The organism is Solemya velum gill symbiont (assembly GCF_002020255.1).
GTDB lineage: Bacteria > Pseudomonadota > Gammaproteobacteria > Chromatiales > Chromatiaceae.
The window spans coordinates 63,021-81,691 of record NZ_MPQG01000001.1 but is presented as its reverse complement, the minus strand read 5'-3'; the positions used below and the strand labels follow the sequence as shown (position 1 = coordinate 81,691).

Sequence of the window (18,671 nt, the reverse complement as noted above, 5' to 3'; positions counted from 1 at the left end):
GGCATTGATGAGCCGCTACCGGATGGCTCTCATCACCCCGATGGAAAAAGCATGTACGAGTCCTATTTCGGATTAAGCGAAAAACCCTTTACGATCGCTCCTGATCCCCGTTATGTCTTTCTTAGCGTGGTCCATGAAGAGGCGCTTGCGCACCTGTTGTACGGTGTACAGGAGGGCGGTGGCTTCGTACAGCTGACAGGTGAAGTCGGCACGGGTAAAACAACCCTGGTGCGAACACTCCTTGAGCAGTTGCCGGAAAATGTTGATCTTGCCCTGGTATTTAATCCCAAACTCTCCCCGCTAGAATTTGTTGCCAGTGTCTGTGACGAGTTCGGTATTGAGTATGATGCCGACAAGGCGACACTGAAGACGCTGGTTGATGCACTGAATGCGCACCTGTTTGAAAGCTTCTCTGACGGGCGCCGCGCTGTTTTGATTATCGATGAAGCCCAGGGGCTGTCAATCGATGTGCTGGAACAGGTGCGCCTGCTGACAAACCTTGAAACCAACCGCGAAAAGCTGCTGCAGATCATTCTCGTTGGTCAGCCTGAACTGCGCAGCAAGCTCGGTCGCAAGGATCTGCGACAGCTGGCACAGCGTATTACCGCACGCTATCACCTTGAGCCGCTGCTGCCTGACGAGGTACGTTCCTATGTTGCGCACCGCGTGGGTATCGCAGGCAGTAACAGGAATCTCTATACCGCTGCGGCGATGAAAGCGCTCTACAAGGCGAGTGGAGGCGTTCCCCGTCTGATCAACGAAATTGCCGACCGTGCCCTGCTGGCAGCTTACGTGCAGGAGGCATCGGTGGTTGATCACACCATGGTGCGCGAGGCAGCGCGGCAGGTGATGGGTGAAACTGATGAGAGGCAGGCAATGCTGATTCAGTGGGGTGCTATCGCTGCCGTACTCTTGTTGTTGGCCGCATTAACAGGCTACCTGCTGTCGTGGCATGATGAACAGGCTCCGGCAATCAGCGAGTCATCCGAAACCGTTCAACAGGCTCTGCCGCCTGCGCAGGAGACCGCACCTCCTGAGCAGGAATCTACACCGCCTTCCTCTCCGGCAGCACCAGCGATCCTGATAGAGAACGGGGTTTCCCGTCCATTTGATGAGAATAGCCCGCCAGTAGTCGAGCCCGCGGCTGTCGATGTAGAGGAGACGTCGCAGGATGTTGTTGAAACACCGCAGGGTAATCCGTCTCTCGAGGTGACTCAAGATATGCCCGTGACAGCTCCTGGTGCAGTTGAAGAACCGCAGCCATCAGCTGAAATAAGCGATGCTCCACCCCGGGAGTTAAGTGACGAGCCGGCCATTACAGCCGGTCCGGATGTGCCTGTGGCTGTTTCTGTGCAACCTGCTGAGCAGGAGCAGACGAGTGTGGACGAGATCACCTTCGATGAGTGGCTTGATAAGAATATCGCCAGCATGGATGAAGCACAGGCAATGCGGGAACTGGCATTCAGCTGGGATCTGCCTGCCGGGACCGACAGCGATTCACTCTGCAATGGCAAGAAGAGTAATAAGATCCGCTGTGTCACTTCGACCGGTAACTGGACACGTATCTCACAACTCAATCGACCTGTGATTCTGACCCTCAATCGCGGCCTGGTTGGTAATCTGCACATTACGATTGTCGGTATGGACGAAGAGTCGGTTGCACTACGTTTCGATGGTGAAGTACAGCGTTTCTTCAAGAGTGAAATTGAACCTTACTGGCTTGGTGAGTTCCGCTATATCTGGCGGCTGCCAGAACTGGTACGCAACGCAATGATCGTACCGGGGAGTCGCGGGGCAGATGTTTTATGGCTGCGCAGGCAGCTCTCTGCCATTGCCGGTTATGAGATGGGAGAAGATATTGATCTTGCAGATTTTGATCAGCCACTCGTACAGTTGGTGATGCTCTTCCAGGAGTCGAATCACCTGGACGCGGATGGTTACGTGGGCGAGCAGACCCTGCAGCATATTATGAGCCAGTCTCCGCTGGCTGGCGGCCCCCGTCTCGGGAGAGTTGACTGATGTCGCTGATCCTTGAAGCCTTGAAAAAGTCGGAACGTGAGCGTCTCGGTAACGCAGCAAGTGTGCCCCTGGTCACGCGTCCACGCCATGCGTTAGGGTCACGCAATGTACGCAGACGGCGCCAAAGTCGCCTTGTGGTCGTAATGATTGCACTGCTGCTTGTTGCTGCTCTGGCTGCCTGGCTTCTGACACAAAGGCAGGGCAACATGAGTCCACTTGATCAGGCAAGGGAAGGTGACAGGGACCAGTTGCCACAGGCAAGTGTTGTGGAACCGCCGTCTGTATCTTCACCTCAAGCCCTTCCGCCTCCACAAGTGGAAATGCGTCCCCAGGTTGAGCAACAGCAACTGCCAGTAGAGATTCCATCACAGGCTGAGCCTGCTGAAGTGGTTGTCGACAAATTGCCGCAACAGGTACAAATAACTGAACCAGTATCTGATCAAGTCATTGAACCAGTAATTGAGCCTCTAACTGAACCCGTAGTGGAAGAGATTGAAACCCCCGAGCCACCTGTGCAGTTGGAGCCAGTGCCGCAAGAGCCCGAGGTGGTGTCTGAAAAGAGTGATCTGCGGACATTCAGGCAACTCCCTTCTTCGCTGCGCAATAGTCTCAAGCCCATGCATCTCGATGTGCATGTCTATGACCGTCGTGAAAGCAGGCGATTCGTCTATATCAGTGGCAGGCTCTACAGTGAAGGAGCAAGACTGAAAAATGGTGCTGAAGTGATCGAGATCGTTCCAACCGGTGTTGTTATGCGTATCAATGGGGAGCAGTTTCTGCTCACGGTCAATGACTGAAGAAACGGATAACAGCAGGCGTTTTGGCGGTATTGCGCGACTCTATGGTGAGACCGCATATCGTCGTTTTCTCTCTGCGCACGTGTGTGTCATCGGTGTCGGCGGGGTCGGTTCATGGGTAGTTGAGTCACTCGCGAGAAGCGCTATCGGACGGCTCACCCTGATCGATATGGATCATGTCTCCGAGTCGAATATCAATCGTCAGCTACCTGCACTTGCGAGTACGCTCGGTGCAGCGAAAGTTCAGGTTCTGAAGCAGCGTGTAGACGAGATCAATCCCCACTGCCATGTCGAGACGGTTGAGGAGTTTGTTACTGCGGACAATCCGGGAGAGTGGATTCCGGCGGATGCCGATGTTGTGGTCGACTGTATCGATTCATTTCGTGACAAGGCAGCTTTGATTGCATGGTGCAGGCGTAACAAGCAATGTGTGATCACTGTTGGAGGCGCCGGGGGCAAGAGCGATGCAAGTCTGCTGCGGATTGCTGATCTGAGTCGTACCGAGAAAGATGCGCTTCTCTCCCGCGTACGTAAGCAGCTGCGACAGGACTACAACTTCCCACGTAATCCGAAACGCCGTTTCTCTGTGCCTGCCATCTATTCAACTGAGGAGCCGCGTATCGCGGAAGCAGGGACGGGGAGTTGTTCAATTGATGACAAGGCGTCGCATCTTAACTGTGGCGGACTGGGCTCGGTTACCCATGTCACTGCAACCGCCGGGTTGCTTGCCGTTGGCGAGGTTTTGAGGCGACTTTCTTTACCTAACTGACCGGAATGTTGTACTTTCGGGCAAGCGCTGTACCCCTTGCATTTCCCGCCATACCTCCGCCTGATCGTTCAAGCCACGGCGCGCAAGGAACTCGCGATCCAACGATCGCTCAGACAACCTTCTGCTTCTTCCGTGGCTTGAACGGGCTCCGTTAACGGCGGGAAATGCAAGGCATACAGCACCAGAGTACATTTCACTTCTTTTCGTGCTGGCGAACATATTCGTAAAGGACGATGGAGGCGGCGACACTTACATTGAGACTCTCGACCTGTCCAAATTGCGGGATAGAAATAAAGTTGATATCCGGTTGTTGGGCGGGATCGAAGCTATGACCGAACTCCTCGTGGCCGAGGATGAAAGCGGACTTTTCCGGCAGAACAGATTGTGTCAGTGATGTGTCTGCATCGGCACTGAGAGCAAACAGGCTGTAACCAGCCTCACGCAGCGAGTTCAGACTATCCGACATCTGCTCGAAAAAGCGTGCCGGAACCTTTTTGAAAGCTCCTTTACCGGGAGCAGGATCAAATGGTGGAACATTAACCAGGTGTACTTCTGCTGCACCAAAGGCCTCGGCACTGCGAAAAATCTTGGGTACGTTAAATCCGCCCTTGAGATGGTCGAGTACCAAGACGATGTCATGGCAACCCGGGACAGCCATCACATTACGACGTTTCTGCTTTTCATAACGTAACATCGCCTGGTGGCGTTTCTCGCGGCGTTTTGCGGGTGACAGGCGTGGTCGCTGGTTCTCCATTTTTTCTTCTGTTAATGAGATATGCTGATAGAATACATCGTTATGTCTTATAAATTAACTTTTGCCCGTGCCATATAGTACTTTCCCATTGCTGGAGACTATTGATACGCCGTCAGACATGCGCAAGCTGGATGATGCCCAGCTTTCACAGCTGGCGGATGAATTGCGCCGTTTTCTGATCAAAAGTGTTTCGCAAACAGGTGGGCACCTGGCAGCAGGTCTTGGTGTTGTTGAACTGACCGTTGCCCTGCATACAATTTACAAGACCCCGCATGATCGCCTGGTTTGGGATGTCGGCCACCAGGCCTATCCGCACAAGATACTGACCGGGCGCAGAGAGCAGATGGGCAGCCTGCGCCAGAAGGATGGCATCGCCGGCTTTCCATCCCGTACTGAATCACCCTTTGATACTTTCGGCACAGGCCACTCCTCGACTTCTATCAGTGCGGCGATTGGCATGGCGCTGGCTGCGCGGCAACAGGGTATTGAGCGCGAAGTGATTGCCGTTATCGGCGATGGCGCCTTGTCTGGCGGAATGTCCTTTGAGGCCATGAATCATGGTGGTTCGATTGATGATCTGAACCTGACCGTGATACTCAATGACAATGATATGTCGATCTCGCGACCGGTCGGTGCGGTCAGCAGGTATCTGACACGGGTACTTTCTAGTCGATTCTATAACGAAGTCAGGGACAAGGGACGCTCGGTTTTCAGACGTCTGAATATCGGTGAATTTGCCGATCGCTGGGAAGAGCACATGAAGGGCATGATGCTGCCTGGAACCCTGTGGGAGGAGTTGGGATTTACCTACCTGGGGCCGGTTGATGGACATGATTTGCCAATGGTTCTCTCAACCCTGCGTAATATGAAAAAGATGCACGGTCCACTTTTTCTGCACCTTGTGACTCAGAAGGGCAAGGGATACGAGCCGGCAGAGGATCAGCCGATCACCTACCATGGTGTGACTCCATTCAACCCCAACACGGGAAAAATGGAGAAAGGGGCAGGATCACGTTCCTATACTGCGGTTTTCGATGACTGGATCTGCGATGCCGCCGAGCAGGATTCACGCCTGAATGCGATCACTCCGGCAATGTGCGAAGGTTCCGGTCTGGTTGCTTTCTCCGAACGCTTTCCCGAGCGTTATCACGATGTCGGTATAGCTGAACAACATGCGCTGACGCTCGCTGCAGGCATGGCATGTGAAGATGTAAAACCGGTTGTTGCTATCTATTCGACATTCTTACAGCGTGGTTATGATCAGTTGATCCATGACGTGGCGCTCCAGAACCTCGATGTTACCTTTGCCGTGGACCGTGCCGGCGAAGTGGGTGCCGATGGTGCAACCCATGCGGGTAGTTTTGATCTGAGTTATGTGCGTGCAATACCGAACATGGTGGTTATGGCGCCTGCCGATGCGCGCGAGGCGCGCATGATGTTACAGACTGCCTATGAATTCGAAGGGCCGGCAATGGTGCGTTATCCGCGTGGTGGCGGTCCGGATGTCACCGAGCAGGATGACCTGGAGACACTCGAGATAGCAAAATCGGAAGTGCGCCGCAAGGGTTCACATATCGCATTGCTTGCCTTCGGCACCATGGTTGCGAGTGCACAGCGCATTGCTGAAGAACTCGATGCAACTGTTGTTAACATGCGCTTCGTCAAGCCTCTTGATGAAGATGCCGTACGTGAGATTTCTGCTTCACATGAACTGTTGGTGACACTCGAAGAGAATGTTATCCAGGGGGGTGCCGGATCGGCTGTTTCAGAGTATCTGAATCGCGAGGGAATCCAGACAGATTTGCTACAGCTGGGTCTGCCCGACACATATATCGAGCAGGCGACCCAGGTAGAGCAGCTACAGGAGGCGGGTCTTGATGACGATTCCTTGCTGCAGGCAATTCGCCAAAGAGTCTCTGCAGCACATGCCGGACTATCAAGCGCAATCAGCTAACTAATCTGAACGGTTCTCCTCCCGGTGGCGGTAACCCAGCCGGGTGCTCTCTTCCTCTTCAGCATGCTCTTTGCTTCTCTTCTCCCGCTTTCCCGAGCGCTCTTCAATAGCCTCTTTATCCTTACGTTTAGTTGACCGGATATTCTCACTGTGTCCATATTTTTTTCCAGAGCGGTCTGAGTGCTCTTCAACAGCTTCTTTACTCTTGTTCCGCTTTTTATTGCTTTTGGAAATCTGCTGATCGTGTCGTTGTTTCTTTGTAACAACGGCTTTATCGACTTCATTCCTCTGACGCCTGGCATCGCGATCCCTTCTTTCCCTTGGGCCATCATCGTGACGATCCCGATGATCTCTCCTGGGCTCTTCCTGACGTTCACGGTGCTTTTTGCGGCTGTTTTCGTGATCTTTGTGGAGATTATCACGCTCTCTCCGGTCACTATTCGCATCACCCCTGTGACGGTCATCACGACGATACTTCCGCTTGTGCTTGTCAAAATCACGGTAGGGCTTGCCGCCATGATGGACAATATGCCTGCGGTGCTTGTGATGTAGGCGGTAATGGCGTGGCAGGAAATGTCTTCGAATCCAGCGTCCATTGTGGATATAGAAGTAGTCACCACTGTAGATATGGAAATAGACACCTACTCCAGGATAGAAATAGTAGTCATCATGACCATAGATATATCCCGGATAGCCAGAATAATAGCCATACGGCCCATCATCATAATAGGTCCCGACGACACAGGCTGACAGCAGTAGAGGTGTCAGCAGAATCATTATCAGTTTGCTTTTCATCTCAAATTCCTCCCTGTTACAACCATAATATAGTTGATCCTGGCTGAACCCTTGCTGAACAGCTTTTCTGTTATTTTCCGGGCAGCCGCCTGAGGCATTCGAGATAGGCCTTCTCATCAGGCAAAACGCCTTTTGTCTGCGCCTCCCAAAGGCTTTTTTCCAGGCACTCCATCATGCGGTGCTCGGCATGGTGCTTGTCGGGTGATTTTTTTTGCAGGCGCTGATAGATATCCCTGATACCCGTTGGCCTGTCTGTCTGCAACTGTTCATGCAGGGAGATATGCATGCCGAGATGAAAAAATGGATTTGGACCGCCGTCGGCACCAAATTCGCTCTCAACCAGTTTTTCATCCTCCTGTTCGAACAGGGGGTGATATTCCGGATGCATGGCGATGATGTCACCGATCATCTTTTGCAGCGGTGTCAATTGAGCTCCAGGCATTCTGTAAAGCTTCCAGGCAGAGATGAACTGTTGCCTGATGGCATTGCGGTCGTTACCAAACATCTTATGTGCGCTTATCTGGGCTGTGGGTAGCCGTATTCCGGTGGATAGTATTCCATCGGCGGATAGTATTCTGCCGGGGGGTAGTAGCTATAAGCCGGTGGAGGAGGTGGGTAGTCGCTATATCCCGGCTCCTGGTAATAGTAGTTGTAATTGTAGTGGTAGACGTGGCTGCCGGCATCACTGTCACCGTCGACATCTGCATTTGCATCGACATCGAACTCTATTTCTGCAGAGATATTGAAATCAAAATCGCCAGCTCCGCTGCCATCGACAACGCCTTCAAATGGGCCCCAGTCGCTGCGATTTCCCCACCGATCACGGCCATCCCAGTAGTCGCCTTCCCATGGTTTGGTGCGGCGGTCAAAATCCCAGCCATCGCGCCACATCGACCAGCGACGTTCACGAGGATAGGGATTCTGTGCATAGGCAGGAGGGTAGGCATACTCCGGAGTTGGTCGCTCACCATAAGTCGGGTATGCCGGCTGATAGTAGGGCTGAGCAGCAGTCTGGCCCGAAATCATGATCAACGCAGCTACTGATATTGACTGGATGACAGTTTTTCTCATCGTGCTCTCTCCTGTAATCATCTGGCGTTGATTGTATCTCAATCCTTCAAGGCGGATATGGCTGCTTCTTTCAGCAACGCCTGGCAGGTTGCAGGCAGTATCCGTTTTGGGCGTGGTTTCTTAACGGCTGGCTTGTCTGGCTGGTTTTCCGGATACCAGGCAGCCAGGTCTGCACCGCAGCCATCTCCTGCCGGGGGTGGGGATTGCGGTTTGCATTCGACTGCGCCAGCCGGGCATTTCAGGCGTACATGAAAATGAGAGTCATGCTTCCACCAGGGGCGTATCTTACTCAGCCACTTGCGACTACTCCATTTTTTCTCGCACAAGGCTTTCTTGATGGCAGGGTGCACAAATATACGTGCGACACGTTTGTCATCTGCCGCGAGCTTGATCATTTGTGCCTGCTTGTCTGTCCAGACTCTTTTGTTGACGACAAACGCTTTTTTATCAACCATGGAAACAGATTGGAGGTTGCCCTTGAGGCTATCGACATTCTTGTAGTTGAGCGGCAGCCAGATATCGGCATCAAGCCCTGTCTGGTGACTGGTGTGGCCCTTGGTAAATGGCCCGCCTCGTGGCATTGCCATGTCGGCAACCAGCATCAATCCAAGATTCTCTTTTTTGACTTTCTTACCAAGATCCTCAAGGAAATCAACAAGGTTCGGATGGCCGTAATTCCGTTTCCGATTGAGTCGTACAACCTGGTAACCCTTTCCTTTTGCTGACAGGGCCTCGGCGCCAATCAGGCAGCCGTTGGCATAGCTGCCGATCGGTTCAGGTGTCCTTTCCAGCGGCGACTGGAACTTTTCCCATGAATTCGGGGCGGCACAGACCGCGCCGGAAAATAATATGGCAAGCAGGGACAGGTTGCGGATCATGTGTAACTCGTTTTGAAACAGCTCATGTATATAAGACTAGCAAAGATCCTTTGCTGCCGCATAGGCAGATGACCATGCCCATTGAAAGTTATAACCACCAAGGTGTCCTGTGACATCGACAACCTCGCCGATGAAGTAGAGACCGCTTTGTGTTTTACTCTCCATGGTTTTTGATGAGAGATCATCGGTATCTACTCCACCGAGTGTCACTTCGGCTGTTCTGTAGCCTTCGGTAGAGGCGGGCTTGAGTTCCCAGTGGTGGAGAGTCTGTGCAATTTCTGCAAGCCGCCGGTTCGGTATCTCGGTAATGGAGAGGGCTGTTTCATCCTTCCAGTATCTCTGCGCGAGCAGATCGACCAGCTTTTTTGGCAGTTTCTGTATCAGCAACTGGCGCAGGCTCGATTTTGGATTTGTCTGCTTATCTTCCAGAAAAGAGTGTTCGAGATTATCTCCCGGCAGCAGGTCGATTCTGACCGGTTCACCTGGCTCCCAGTAGTTAGAGAGTTGCAGTACAGCAGGGCCACTCAGACCACGGTGTGTAAAAAGAATGTTCTCTGTGAAGGCGTGTTTGCCTGTCGAAATGGTGACCTCAATTGCAATGCCGGAGAGTTCTTCACTCATCTCCCTGAACCAGTCACTGAACATGAAAGGCACGAGTCCGGCCCGTGTCGATTTGATCCGCATGCCGAACTGTTCTGCAACCTGGTAACCAAAAGGGGTGGTATTCATCGTAGGTATGGAGAGGCCCCCGGTGGCAATAACCAGCTTGTTCGAGGTCAGTGTGCCTTTGCCGGTTTCAATTGTGTAGCCTTCATCAGCTGTTATCTGTGTGACTTCACAGCGGGTTTCAATCTTTACTCCAGCCTTGCCACACTCGCTGAGTAACATGTCGAGAATCTCGCGTGCAGAATCGTCGCAAAAGAGTTGTCCGTGGTCACGTTCGTGCCATTTGATTGCGTAGCTGTCGACAAGCGCAATGAAATCCCATTGGGTATAGCCATTGAGTGCCGATTTGCAAAAATGAGGGTTTGCGCAGATGTAGTTATCTGCCTCAACCTGCAGGTTGGTGAAATTGCAGCGGCCACCACCGGACATGAGAATTTTCTTGCCGACTTTTGAGGTGTGCTCTATGACCAGAACACGCGATCCGCACTGGCCGATGAGAGAGGCGCAAAAAAGCCCTGAGGCCCCGCCGCCGATGATGATGACATCATAGTCATTCTCTGCCAGTGTCATTGTATGGGTGTCATGCAGATAAACAGAATCAGCATTCTCCGTTGAGTTAAGCAGAGTTGCAACACTGTATGACAGAGCATCAGAAGTTGCGGGTAGAATGGTGTGACAATTCAGAGGATTCCCACACCGGAAAAAACAGATGGCAGACTTTTTATCGACAATTCAGTTTGCCTTAACGGTGACAGGGCCGATCATCGTTATTCTGATCCTGGGTATTTTCCTCGCCAGGATAGGGATTCTGACCGATGCTTTTATCGATTCCGGTTCAAAGCTGGTGTTCAATGTACTTCTGCCTTCCATGCTGTTTATCACTATCAGTAAAACAGGATTTTCCGGCGTTGCCAATTTCAAGCTGATTACAGTTGGAATTGTTGGAACCCTGTTTGTGTATCTCCTGCTTGAATTACTGGCAAATTACCTCGTGACGCCTGCAGAGGAGAGGGGGGTCGTGGTGCAGGGCGGATTCCGTTCAAATATGGGAATTATCGGGCTGGCTTATTGTGTTAATGGCTATGGTGAAGCCGGCTTGGCTGCGGCGTCTCTCTATCTTGGAATTGTCACTATCCTGTTCAATGTGCTGGCAGTGATTACTCTCAACCGGTCGCTCAACAGGCATCGTTCGATGCTTCAATCCTTCAGGGATATAGGGACGAATCCCCTGATCGTCGGTATATTGCTAGCGCTTCCTGTTGCCTGGTGGGAGGTAGAAATTCCTTTTGTACTGTTGCGCGCAGGCGACTATTTTGCGCAAATGACCCTGCCATTTGCCCTGTTGGTCACAGGGGCCTCTCTGAGCCTGAGAGTATTACGATACGAAACCTTCAATGCGATGTTTGCAAGTGGCTGTAAATTGATCTTCGTGCCTGTGCTTCTGACTGGAGGTGGAATTCTTGTCGGTCTGCGTGGTATGGAACTCGGTGTACTCTTTATGATGACTTCAGCACCGACTGCAGCAGCAAGTTACGTGATGGTACGAGCGATGGGTGGCAATCCTGCGTTGGCGGCGAATATTGTCGTAGTGACAACCCTGGGTTCGCTGTTGTTTACGAGTATTGGTATCGCATCGATGCGTGGGTTGGGTTTAATATAGTCGAATGCTTGCATTGATTTATTGACAGGAAACAGTATGGAATACCGGCAACTCGGGAAAACAGATCTTCAGGTTAGTGCAATCTGTCTCGGCACCATGACTTTTGGTGAACAGAACAGTCAGGATGAGGCATTCGAACAACTCGATTATGCGATTGCGTGTGGTATCAACTTCATTGATACCGCCGAGCTCTATCCTGTTCCAGGCAGGGCGGAAACCATGGGTAGAACAGAAGAGCAGATTGGCAACTGGCTGGCTGCCCGTGGCAACAGGGACCAGGTCATTGTTGCATCCAAGGTGGTTGGGCGTGCAGACTGGATGGATCATATCCGCGGCGCCGGGAACTGTTTGAGTCGCGAAAATATTCGGATTGCAATAGAGGATAGCCTGCGGCGCTTGCAGACGGATTACATCGATCTTTACCAGGTGCACTGGCCGGATCGTCCATCCAATTTTTTCGGTCAGCTTGGATACAAGTACCCGCAGCAGGAGAAGGGCGTGCCGATTGCAGAGACGCTGGAAGCCCTTGCTGAACTTGTCAGTGAGGGCAAGGTGCGGCATGTCGGTGTCTCTAATGAAACCCCGTGGGGAGTTGCCGAATACCTGCGCCTTTCGCGTGAACAGGAGTTACCGCGTATCCAATCTGTCCAGAATCCTTACAGCCTTTTGAACCGAACATTTGAAGTGGGTCTGGCCGAATTCTCTCATCGAGAGGCTGTCGGGCTGCTTGCCTATTCACCGATGGCATTTGGTGTTTTGTCCGGGAAATATCTTCAAGGCAGGATGCCGGAAGGATCACGTCTGAAGCTGTTTAGCCATTTTGACCGCTACAGTAACCCGCGCGCAGTTGCGGCAATTGAAGCCTATGTCGGCCTGGCGAAAGAGTGGGGGATTGATCCGGCTCAAATGGCATTGGCTTATGTGACCAGCCGACCTTTCGTGACATCAAATATTATTGGTGCAACATCCATGCAGCAGCTTGAAACTAATATCGCCAGCTTCGGGATTTCACTCGACAAGGAGTTAGTAAAGGCGATTGATGGCATCCACGAGGAGCACCCAAACCCCTCCCCATAACCAGAAAGTAGACGTAACTCATTAATCTGAAAGGATATTTTCAGATCAATGCTTGTTTCTTGTAAGTTATTGAAATTAATAGAAAAAAACAAGGAATATAATGCCTTGTGGGTGCGCATATTGCTGCGCTGCAAAAATAATTTACCCGCATTTATGCTGTTAAGCTCTTGATTCGATAACGCTATTTTTTCATAATAAATTTGTAACTTTCTAATTTATTGTCTATATTTTAATGAAGGCTGCATGATTGTATGCAGACTGGGGCATCGCGTTATTACTTTGGTTGGGGAACTAAATATGTCAGATGCGAATCGGCACACCGCTGAAAAGCAAAAAAAGAAAGCGCCCAAGAGCGTTCAGAAAAAAACACAAAAGAGTGAAAAGACTCGTTGGTTTAGTTATATGAAGGATGATGAACTGGCTCCGGAAGAGACCCGTGATATCGCCTTCCTTGGGTACAACTGAGTCGACATGATCAGCTGATCCATTCCGGTTGGGACAAGTGGGGCCCCGGGATTCTGTGTATTGGAATGCTAGCTGCGACTAACAGGCTGACAGTTACTAGTGGGCTTATTTTCCAGCCTCTTTCCCTCTCGGATCAAACATATCCATCATTTTCTTTGGCATGTCTATGATGGATTTCTCATCTGCCTCCCTTAATTTCGGGTCATAAGTGAAGTACATCTTTTTCGCTTGCAGCTTATAACTCCATGGCAGGCCGGCGTTCTTCCAGCCATTAACCAGTCGCTTACCCTCGTTCTCGCCACTCTTTGCCTTGATTCCCTCAAATCCTTCTACTTGCGTATAGACAGTTGTAAACCCGGTTTTGTGGAGTGCCCGCGCAGCAAAAGGTGCGCGTGAACCTGATGTGCAGATAATAATGACAGGACTCTCCTTGTTGAGACCTTTTGAAGCTAATGCGTTGACAACCGCAGCTTCGAAATCAGGATTGCGTTTTTTTCTGAATGTCCCGTGTATGTCATCCCTTTTGGACTTCCAATCCAGCGAGTCGAACATGTAGGGTATATTGGCATCGACCTGTTCGGCCATGCCGATGTAATGGACCTCTGGCTGGCTGCGTACATCAATGAAAAGAGTCTCCTGCGGCCTGGATGTCACCATGTCAAAGGCCTCTTGAGGATCCAGATAGAGATCAAATGGTGTATGCCACTTCTTTTGTACATCCTGCTTGTCGACGGCATATGCCGATGTAGAAATAAGTAGAAGTATGGTGATTAGCAAGTGTGTCGGATGCATGCAAATTCTCATTATGTCGATATTGCTCCAGCCATTTATTCGTCTGGCGAGAACTTTGAAAAGAAGTGATTTACTGCGTCAACAAAACCATGAATGCTGCCGCAGTCGAATCGCTGCCCCTTGAACCTGTAGCCAATAACCTTGCCTTGTTTTGCCTGTTCAAGTATGGCGTCGGTGAGCTGGATTTCACCATTTTTACCTGGTTCGATATTGCGCAGGATCTCATAGATATCGGGTGTCAGTATATATCTGCCGATAATCGCAAGATTTGACGGCGCTTTGTCTGCTGGGGGTTTTTCCACCATGTCGGTTACACGGTAAATTCCATCTTCGATCTCTTCACCGGCAATGACACCGTACTTGCTGATCTCATCGATCGGGACCTCTTGTACGGCAACAATGCTGCACTGATGCTCTTCATATAGCCTGGCCATTTGACACATGACAGGATCGTCTTCGTTACTGCACAGGTCGTCAGCAAGTATGACGCCAAATGGCTCATGATTGGTTAGTGGCTCACTACAGAGGATGGCATCACCGAGGCCGCGCATTTCTCGTTGGCGTGTGAAAAGGAAGGTGCACTGGTCAATCAGGTTGCGTATTTCGTGCAGCAGGTTCTCTTTTGATGACCCCTGAATCTGGTGTTCTAGTTCATAGCTGATATCGAAATGATCAGCAATGGCTCGCTTGCCTCGTCCGGTGATGATCGCGATGGTGGACATCCCGGCAGCAAGGGCTTCTTCCACTCCATATTGCACAAGAGGCTTGTCGAGAACGGGCAACATCTCTTTCGGCATGGCCTTGGTTGCAGGCAGAAAGCGGGTGCCATAGCCTGCGGCGGGAAAGACGCATTTTGTGATTGTATTTGTCATGATTTTCTGTTTTCCCTATGTTCTGAACTTCCACGTGGGTTGGTTCTCTTGTGTGATTAGTTGAGCATGCAATAGCCAGTCGCGTGCATCCTCGGCATCTTTCTCAAACCAGGCAGATGCAGAGCCTAGCCTGAAGCTGTATCCCCAGCTATCCATGTCCTGCATCATACGGTCGCTGCTGTAGCCATCAAGTTGGTTAGCGAGCAGTATCTGCAGATAACAAACAGCATTTTCCTCGTGTACATCACCACCGGTATTTGTATTCAGGCCGGTACGGCGCTGCTGATCCATACAGATGTAGTGACATGCCTCGTGAAATGCAGAGTGTACCGGGGTGTCTTCACGAATATAGAGGTCATTTGCGATAAGGCCGGCCTCCGACTCTCCCCAGAAACTGCCTGGTATCGGCTCTTCATTTGCGATACTGACTGTATTGAGTCCGTAGCGTGAAAAAAGTGCGCTGATAGAGGTGTCATAGTCGCGACAGCGTTCGACCTGTAATTCCTGATCTTCCACAGTTTTCGATTGGAAAAGCGTACAATAGGCGACAACATATACGAAGCTGGTATGAGATTCAAATTTGCTTAAATATCTTCTAACACTCTACAGTCATGTCCCATTGCGCACAGCGCAAAGAATAGGCAGTTTGTTGGGCTCTTTAGCATGGTATCTGCGTACGAATGAACGACGAATTACGGAGATCAACCTGGCGCACTGTTTCCCTGAAATGGATCCTGCCGAACGCAAACAACTGGCAAAACGATCTTTGCAAGAGGATGGCAAGTTCCTGGCAGAGTTGCCACTGGTATGGCTGCAGCCACCTTCGCGATTTACCAGCAAGCTTTATTTCGGTGACGAGATGGAGGAAATCCGGCAACTTCAACAGGAAGGTCGAGGTCTGATTTTTATTGTTCCACACCAGGGTAACTGGGAAGTAGGGCTCAGTGAGGTAGTAAAAAATATTGAAATGACCGTTTTTTACCGTCCACCGAGACAACGCTGGCTCGAGGAGGTTATGACAATCGGGCGCCAGGCAACCGGATCAAAAACAGCACCAACAGACGTGTCAGGAATCAAGCAGTTGTTGGGGGCACTGAAAAATGGCGAAGGAGTCGCAATTCTGCCTGACCAGACACCAAAGAAATCAAGCGCTTCAGCAGCTGTGTTTTCTCCGTTTTTCGGGCAACCGGCCTATACTATGACGCTAGCTGCCAAATTTGCAGCAAAAACCGGTGCTGCGGTCCGCTCAGTCTATATGGAACGTTTGCCAAAAGGTGAGGGATTCAGGATTCATCTGCACAAGGTTGACGAAGATATTTATGACAGGGACCTCGCAAAGTCTGTGCGAGCGATCAATGCGGCTGTAGAGCAATCTGTTAATGTATGTCCTGAACAGTATCAGTGGGGTTACAAGCGCTTCACCATACAGCCGAAAGGCACACGTTCCCCATACAAGGTTTTGAAGTTACGAGAGTAATTATTCTTCTTTCTAAGGCCATACCGCCCCTCCTGTGCATTCATCGCTCCATGTCACCGTGACCCACAGGGATGTGGGCCGTTCCTGTGCATCCTGCGCCCACGGCATTTGTGCATCCCTGCACGGCAGGATTGTCGGTTATGCAGGAGCATTTACCGACCGGCATACCGTACATCCTGTACATAAAAAAACCCGGCTTACGCCGGGTTTAAGACTTTATTGTTGTTATATTTTATTTACGTGCAGACGGTCCGTTGAACTCGATTCCATTACTCATGTGAGTCAGGAAGTACTCGAGATTACGATACTCTTTGCTCTGCGCCTTGAATGGCTTGGCACGAACCTGCTTGTTACAACCACCGAAACGACGGTGCAGTGTACCCAGGTTGCCCCACTTTGAACGGTACACTGGCCAGCCAGTGGTGTGTCCTAGTCCAGGGCTCAGGATATCAGTACGTACGTGCATGCCAGAGCTCTGCATGTGACAACTTGCACAAGCGAAGTTCAACTGGCCGCGACGGCTGAAATACTGGCTCTTGCCTTCATTGTAGGCTGCCAGTGCATCCGCATCGCCTTCAGGTATAACAACGTTGGTTGTCTGACCGCGTGACTCGTAACCCATGTATGCGAGCAGGGAAGCGATTGCGCCTACTTTCCATTTCAGAGGTTTCTCGCCATTGGCCTCACGACACTCGTTAATTGCGAGCGGCAAGGTAACAACCATTTTGCGTTTCGCATCCCAGTGTGGATAGTTCTTGCGCTGTGCAGGACCATCCTTGAAGCAGTCAGCGTAGCCTTTGCCGTTGGCAAATGGTGTGTTCCACAACTCTTCACCTTCCTCGATGAAAGGTTCGTATGGCGGGAATTCCTCGATAGCTTCCCAACTGTCACGGGAAACCTTGTCAATGGCGTAAACACCATTGGAAAACTCCTGCAGTGGCACACCTGGAAATTTTTTGGTGAAGTAGCTGCGGTAGGTCTCGATATCTTGTGCCGGTGTTGTATCAGCGGCATTTTTTGCGACAACGGTGCTGGAGAGCCCGACGACGCACAGTGTTGCTATTGCGACAACTGTCTTTTTCATAGTTTATACTCCTCCCGGTAGGGTGTGATATCGGTATTCCCCGAGGTTATCGGGGAGTGACCGGCATCATCTATTATTGTGTCACTGGCTTATTTTTTGCCCTTGATCTTGACTTCGTTCGAGTCGCTGCCACCCTTGTTATCAGTCCAGGAGACCTTGACCATTTCACCGTTCGCTCCGCCTTTGAAGGAGAATGACAGGTATGGGTCCTTGGAAACACCACCAGACCATGATGTGGTGATGACAACTTTGCCGTTGTACTCGCCAACAACTTCCTGGATGAAGTGCTCAGGGATGTTTTCGCCGGTTTTCTTGTTCTTACGCTGGCCGGTTTCCATTGGGTGAGACATCAGCGCCTTAACGGTTGTGACGCCGTTCTTTTCTTTAGCTCTCAGTTTGATTGAGCTTTTACCCTTAGCCATTTAAATATACCTCTAATCAGATTCTATACAAAACTGGTTGATGATTAATCTCGAGGAGATTAACCGCCACAACCGCCGATGGTGACTTTGACTTCTTTCTTGGCGGTATAAACCTTATCGCCAGCCTGTACCAAGGCAATGACGTCACCGGTTTTACCCATTTTGATACGTGTGCTGACGTCAGCTACTGTGCTTTCGCCCAGTGCGAAACTTGCAACCATCGGGGATGGGTTGCTTGCAGCAAGGATCGAGATGGCTGTGACACCGGCAATGCTACTTGAAACTGAAACTGGTACAACAGCACCATTCTCAGCGATTTCAGGCGCCTTGATCTTGATATCTGCACTCTCTTCAGTTGCATCTGTTCCGGTCTGTGCCTTTATGGCATCCGCAACAGTTTTTGATCTGAAAGCGGCTTCATTCCACTCGGCAAGTACGGCCTGTGGCGCGATCAGTCCTGCGCCAGCAGCTGCAACAACAGCACCGGCAGCAGCAGAGCCTTTCAGAAAAACTCGGCGTTTTACATCGATCATTTTGGATATTCTCCTTAATTCAACAACTAGTTTGACGTCTTACAATGTGTAGAGATACTCGATAACAGCATCGAGTTGATCGTCAGTCAGAATATTATGCTTTCCAAAGGGAGGCATCATTGTGTTTGCATTGGCAGCCATTGGGTCTTCAAGCTGGGCACGCAGTTTCGCCGGATCGGGAAAACGTGCTTTCATTGCGACCAGTGGCGGGCCAAGGTCACCAGGGCTAACGCCGTCGTCCATCATGTGGCATGCAAGGCAGTTGCCGAGCTTGCGGTCATAGGCGACTTTTTTACCCATGGCGATAGTTTCTTTTGCGCCTTCAGCCATAGAGCTGACAGGTACGAGGGATACCGCGAGCACAGCTGCAAATGATGCAGCAATAGCGGTCAACTTAGCGGGTTTCCGCATTTAGAGTCCTCCTCAACAGTTTTATGATATTTGTTATGACTCGTATGGCCGGGGTGAATTCACAGTTATATTCTGCGATATCGTCCGACGAGTTTTCCTAGAATACCTAAATTGCAACAATGTGCAAGCGGCAATTGATATAAATCAACTAATTTTTAAAAGGGTTTGCCAAGCT

The 18,671-nt window shown here is 50.8% G+C and carries 21 protein-coding genes; 8 read left to right on the top strand and 13 right to left on the bottom strand.

All coding sequences use genetic code 11. The features are described 5' to 3' along the window. Window positions 1-51: 51 nt before the first annotated feature. Genes BOW06_RS00395 through BOW06_RS00385 form a run of 3 tightly spaced genes read left to right on the top strand, consistent with a single transcriptional unit; the run spans window position 52 to window position 3,585 of the window. A complete protein-coding gene (locus BOW06_RS00395) occupies window positions 52-2,019 on the top strand; it encodes an ExeA family protein (RefSeq protein WP_078459459.1) in 1,968 nt (655 codons plus the stop codon). Continuing rightward, window positions 2,019-2,816, top strand: a complete 798-nt coding sequence (locus BOW06_RS00390) for a general secretion pathway protein GspB (protein ID WP_043118390.1) — start codon at window positions 2,019-2,021, stop codon at window positions 2,814-2,816. The genes BOW06_RS00395 and BOW06_RS00390 overlap by 1 nt, the downstream gene beginning before the upstream one ends. Next, window positions 2,809-3,585 (top strand): tRNA threonylcarbamoyladenosine dehydratase, encoded by a 777-nt coding sequence (locus BOW06_RS00385; RefSeq protein ID WP_043118392.1) that lies wholly within the window; start codon window positions 2,809-2,811, stop codon window positions 3,583-3,585. Before BOW06_RS00390 ends, BOW06_RS00385 begins: the two co-directional genes overlap by 8 nt. A 193-nt stretch (window positions 3,586-3,778) precedes the next feature. Here the strand turns inward: BOW06_RS00385 and BOW06_RS00380 are convergent, their stop codons facing one another. After that, the gene (locus BOW06_RS00380; RefSeq protein WP_043118396.1) at window positions 3,779-4,339 is read right to left on the bottom strand and encodes a TrmH family RNA methyltransferase; all 561 of its coding nucleotides are present in this window, start codon (window positions 4,337-4,339) and stop codon (window positions 3,779-3,781) included. A gap of 88 nt (window positions 4,340-4,427) precedes the next feature. Here BOW06_RS00380 and dxs point away from each other — a divergent pair, with 88 nt between their 5' ends. Next, window positions 4,428-6,293, top strand: coding sequence for a 1-deoxy-D-xylulose-5-phosphate synthase (gene dxs / locus BOW06_RS00375; protein ID WP_256857543.1), 1,866 nt, complete (start codon window positions 4,428-4,430; stop codon window positions 6,291-6,293). Here dxs and BOW06_RS00370 read toward each other — a convergent pair whose 3' ends face one another. The 5 genes from BOW06_RS00370 to BOW06_RS00350 all read right to left on the bottom strand — a co-directional run bounded on the left by BOW06_RS00370 (window position 6,294) and on the right by BOW06_RS00350 (window position 10,273). Continuing rightward, window positions 6,294-7,088, bottom strand: a complete 795-nt coding sequence (locus BOW06_RS00370) for a hypothetical protein (RefSeq protein WP_043118400.1) — start codon at window positions 7,086-7,088, stop codon at window positions 6,294-6,296. It abuts the gene before it with no gap. A 70-nt stretch (window positions 7,089-7,158) separates the two neighbouring features. Beyond that, window positions 7,159-7,593, bottom strand: a complete 435-nt coding sequence (locus BOW06_RS00365; RefSeq protein ID WP_043118402.1) for a DUF1841 family protein — start codon at window positions 7,591-7,593, stop codon at window positions 7,159-7,161. Between the two features lie 11 nt (window positions 7,594-7,604). Continuing rightward, window positions 7,605-8,159 (bottom strand): hypothetical protein, encoded by a 555-nt coding sequence (locus tag BOW06_RS00360; RefSeq protein ID WP_043118403.1) that lies wholly within the window; start codon window positions 8,157-8,159, stop codon window positions 7,605-7,607. Window positions 8,160-8,197: 38 nt separating this feature from the next. Continuing rightward, a complete protein-coding gene (gene mepA / locus BOW06_RS00355; RefSeq protein WP_043118406.1) occupies window positions 8,198-9,037 on the bottom strand; it encodes a penicillin-insensitive murein endopeptidase in 840 nt (279 codons plus the stop codon). A 36-nt stretch (window positions 9,038-9,073) separates the two neighbouring features. Next, window positions 9,074-10,273: a BaiN/RdsA family NAD(P)/FAD-dependent oxidoreductase gene (locus BOW06_RS00350; RefSeq protein ID WP_043118407.1), complete on the bottom strand. Its 1,200-nt coding sequence runs from the start codon at window positions 10,271-10,273 to the stop codon at window positions 9,074-9,076. Between the two features lie 139 nt (window positions 10,274-10,412). Between BOW06_RS00350 and BOW06_RS00345 the strand changes: the two genes are divergently transcribed. The 3 genes from BOW06_RS00345 to BOW06_RS13000 all read left to right on the top strand — a co-directional run bounded on the left by BOW06_RS00345 (window position 10,413) and on the right by BOW06_RS13000 (window position 12,905). Next, window positions 10,413-11,363 carry an AEC family transporter gene (locus BOW06_RS00345; RefSeq protein WP_043118411.1) on the top strand — a complete coding sequence of 317 codons (951 nt, stop codon included), beginning with the start codon at window positions 10,413-10,415 and terminating at the stop codon, window positions 11,361-11,363. Window positions 11,364-11,399: 36 nt separating this feature from the next. After that, window positions 11,400-12,440 carry an NADP(H)-dependent aldo-keto reductase gene (locus BOW06_RS00340; RefSeq protein WP_078454344.1) on the top strand — a complete coding sequence of 347 codons (1,041 nt, stop codon included), beginning with the start codon at window positions 11,400-11,402 and terminating at the stop codon, window positions 12,438-12,440. Window positions 12,441-12,737: 297 nt separating this feature from the next. Continuing rightward, window positions 12,738-12,905, top strand: coding sequence for a hypothetical protein (locus tag BOW06_RS13000; RefSeq protein WP_155276173.1), 168 nt, complete (start codon window positions 12,738-12,740; stop codon window positions 12,903-12,905). A 105-nt stretch (window positions 12,906-13,010) separates the two neighbouring features. Here BOW06_RS13000 and BOW06_RS00330 read toward each other — a convergent pair whose 3' ends face one another. The 3 genes from BOW06_RS00330 to BOW06_RS00320 are packed head-to-tail and all read right to left on the bottom strand — an operon-like array spanning window position 13,011 to window position 15,085. Next, window positions 13,011-13,697 (bottom strand): rhodanese-like domain-containing protein, encoded by a 687-nt coding sequence (locus BOW06_RS00330; RefSeq protein WP_052132320.1) that lies wholly within the window; start codon window positions 13,695-13,697, stop codon window positions 13,011-13,013. 35 nt (window positions 13,698-13,732) lie between these two features. Continuing rightward, entirely contained in the window at window positions 13,733-14,569 is an 837-nt protein-coding gene (gene galU / locus BOW06_RS00325; protein ID WP_078452922.1) for a UTP--glucose-1-phosphate uridylyltransferase GalU, read from the bottom strand. 15 nt (window positions 14,570-14,584) lie between these two features. Then, a complete protein-coding gene (locus BOW06_RS00320; protein ID WP_230209633.1) occupies window positions 14,585-15,085 on the bottom strand; it encodes a hypothetical protein in 501 nt (166 codons plus the stop codon). A 64-nt stretch (window positions 15,086-15,149) separates the two neighbouring features. Here BOW06_RS00320 and BOW06_RS00315 point away from each other — a divergent pair, with 64 nt between their 5' ends. Further along, window positions 15,150-16,046: a lysophospholipid acyltransferase family protein gene (locus BOW06_RS00315; protein ID WP_078454343.1), complete on the top strand. Its 897-nt coding sequence runs from the start codon at window positions 15,150-15,152 to the stop codon at window positions 16,044-16,046. A 232-nt stretch (window positions 16,047-16,278) separates the two neighbouring features. On the opposite strand, the gene soxA is transcribed toward BOW06_RS00315, so the two are convergent. The 4 genes from soxA to soxX form a co-directional block, all read right to left on the bottom strand. Further along, the gene (gene soxA / locus BOW06_RS00310; protein WP_078452920.1) at window positions 16,279-17,130 is read right to left on the bottom strand and encodes a sulfur oxidation c-type cytochrome SoxA; all 852 of its coding nucleotides are present in this window, start codon (window positions 17,128-17,130) and stop codon (window positions 16,279-16,281) included. A gap of 89 nt (window positions 17,131-17,219) precedes the next feature. Beyond that, window positions 17,220-17,552: a thiosulfate oxidation carrier complex protein SoxZ gene (soxZ, locus tag BOW06_RS00305; RefSeq protein ID WP_078454342.1), complete on the bottom strand. Its 333-nt coding sequence runs from the start codon at window positions 17,550-17,552 to the stop codon at window positions 17,220-17,222. A gap of 59 nt (window positions 17,553-17,611) precedes the next feature. Then, the gene (soxY, locus tag BOW06_RS00300; protein WP_043118420.1) at window positions 17,612-18,085 is read right to left on the bottom strand and encodes a thiosulfate oxidation carrier protein SoxY; all 474 of its coding nucleotides are present in this window, start codon (window positions 18,083-18,085) and stop codon (window positions 17,612-17,614) included. A gap of 39 nt (window positions 18,086-18,124) precedes the next feature. Beyond that, window positions 18,125-18,496 carry a sulfur oxidation c-type cytochrome SoxX gene (gene soxX, locus BOW06_RS00295; RefSeq protein WP_078454341.1) on the bottom strand — a complete coding sequence of 124 codons (372 nt, stop codon included), beginning with the start codon at window positions 18,494-18,496 and terminating at the stop codon, window positions 18,125-18,127. Between the last annotated feature and the right edge of the window lie 175 nt (window positions 18,497-18,671).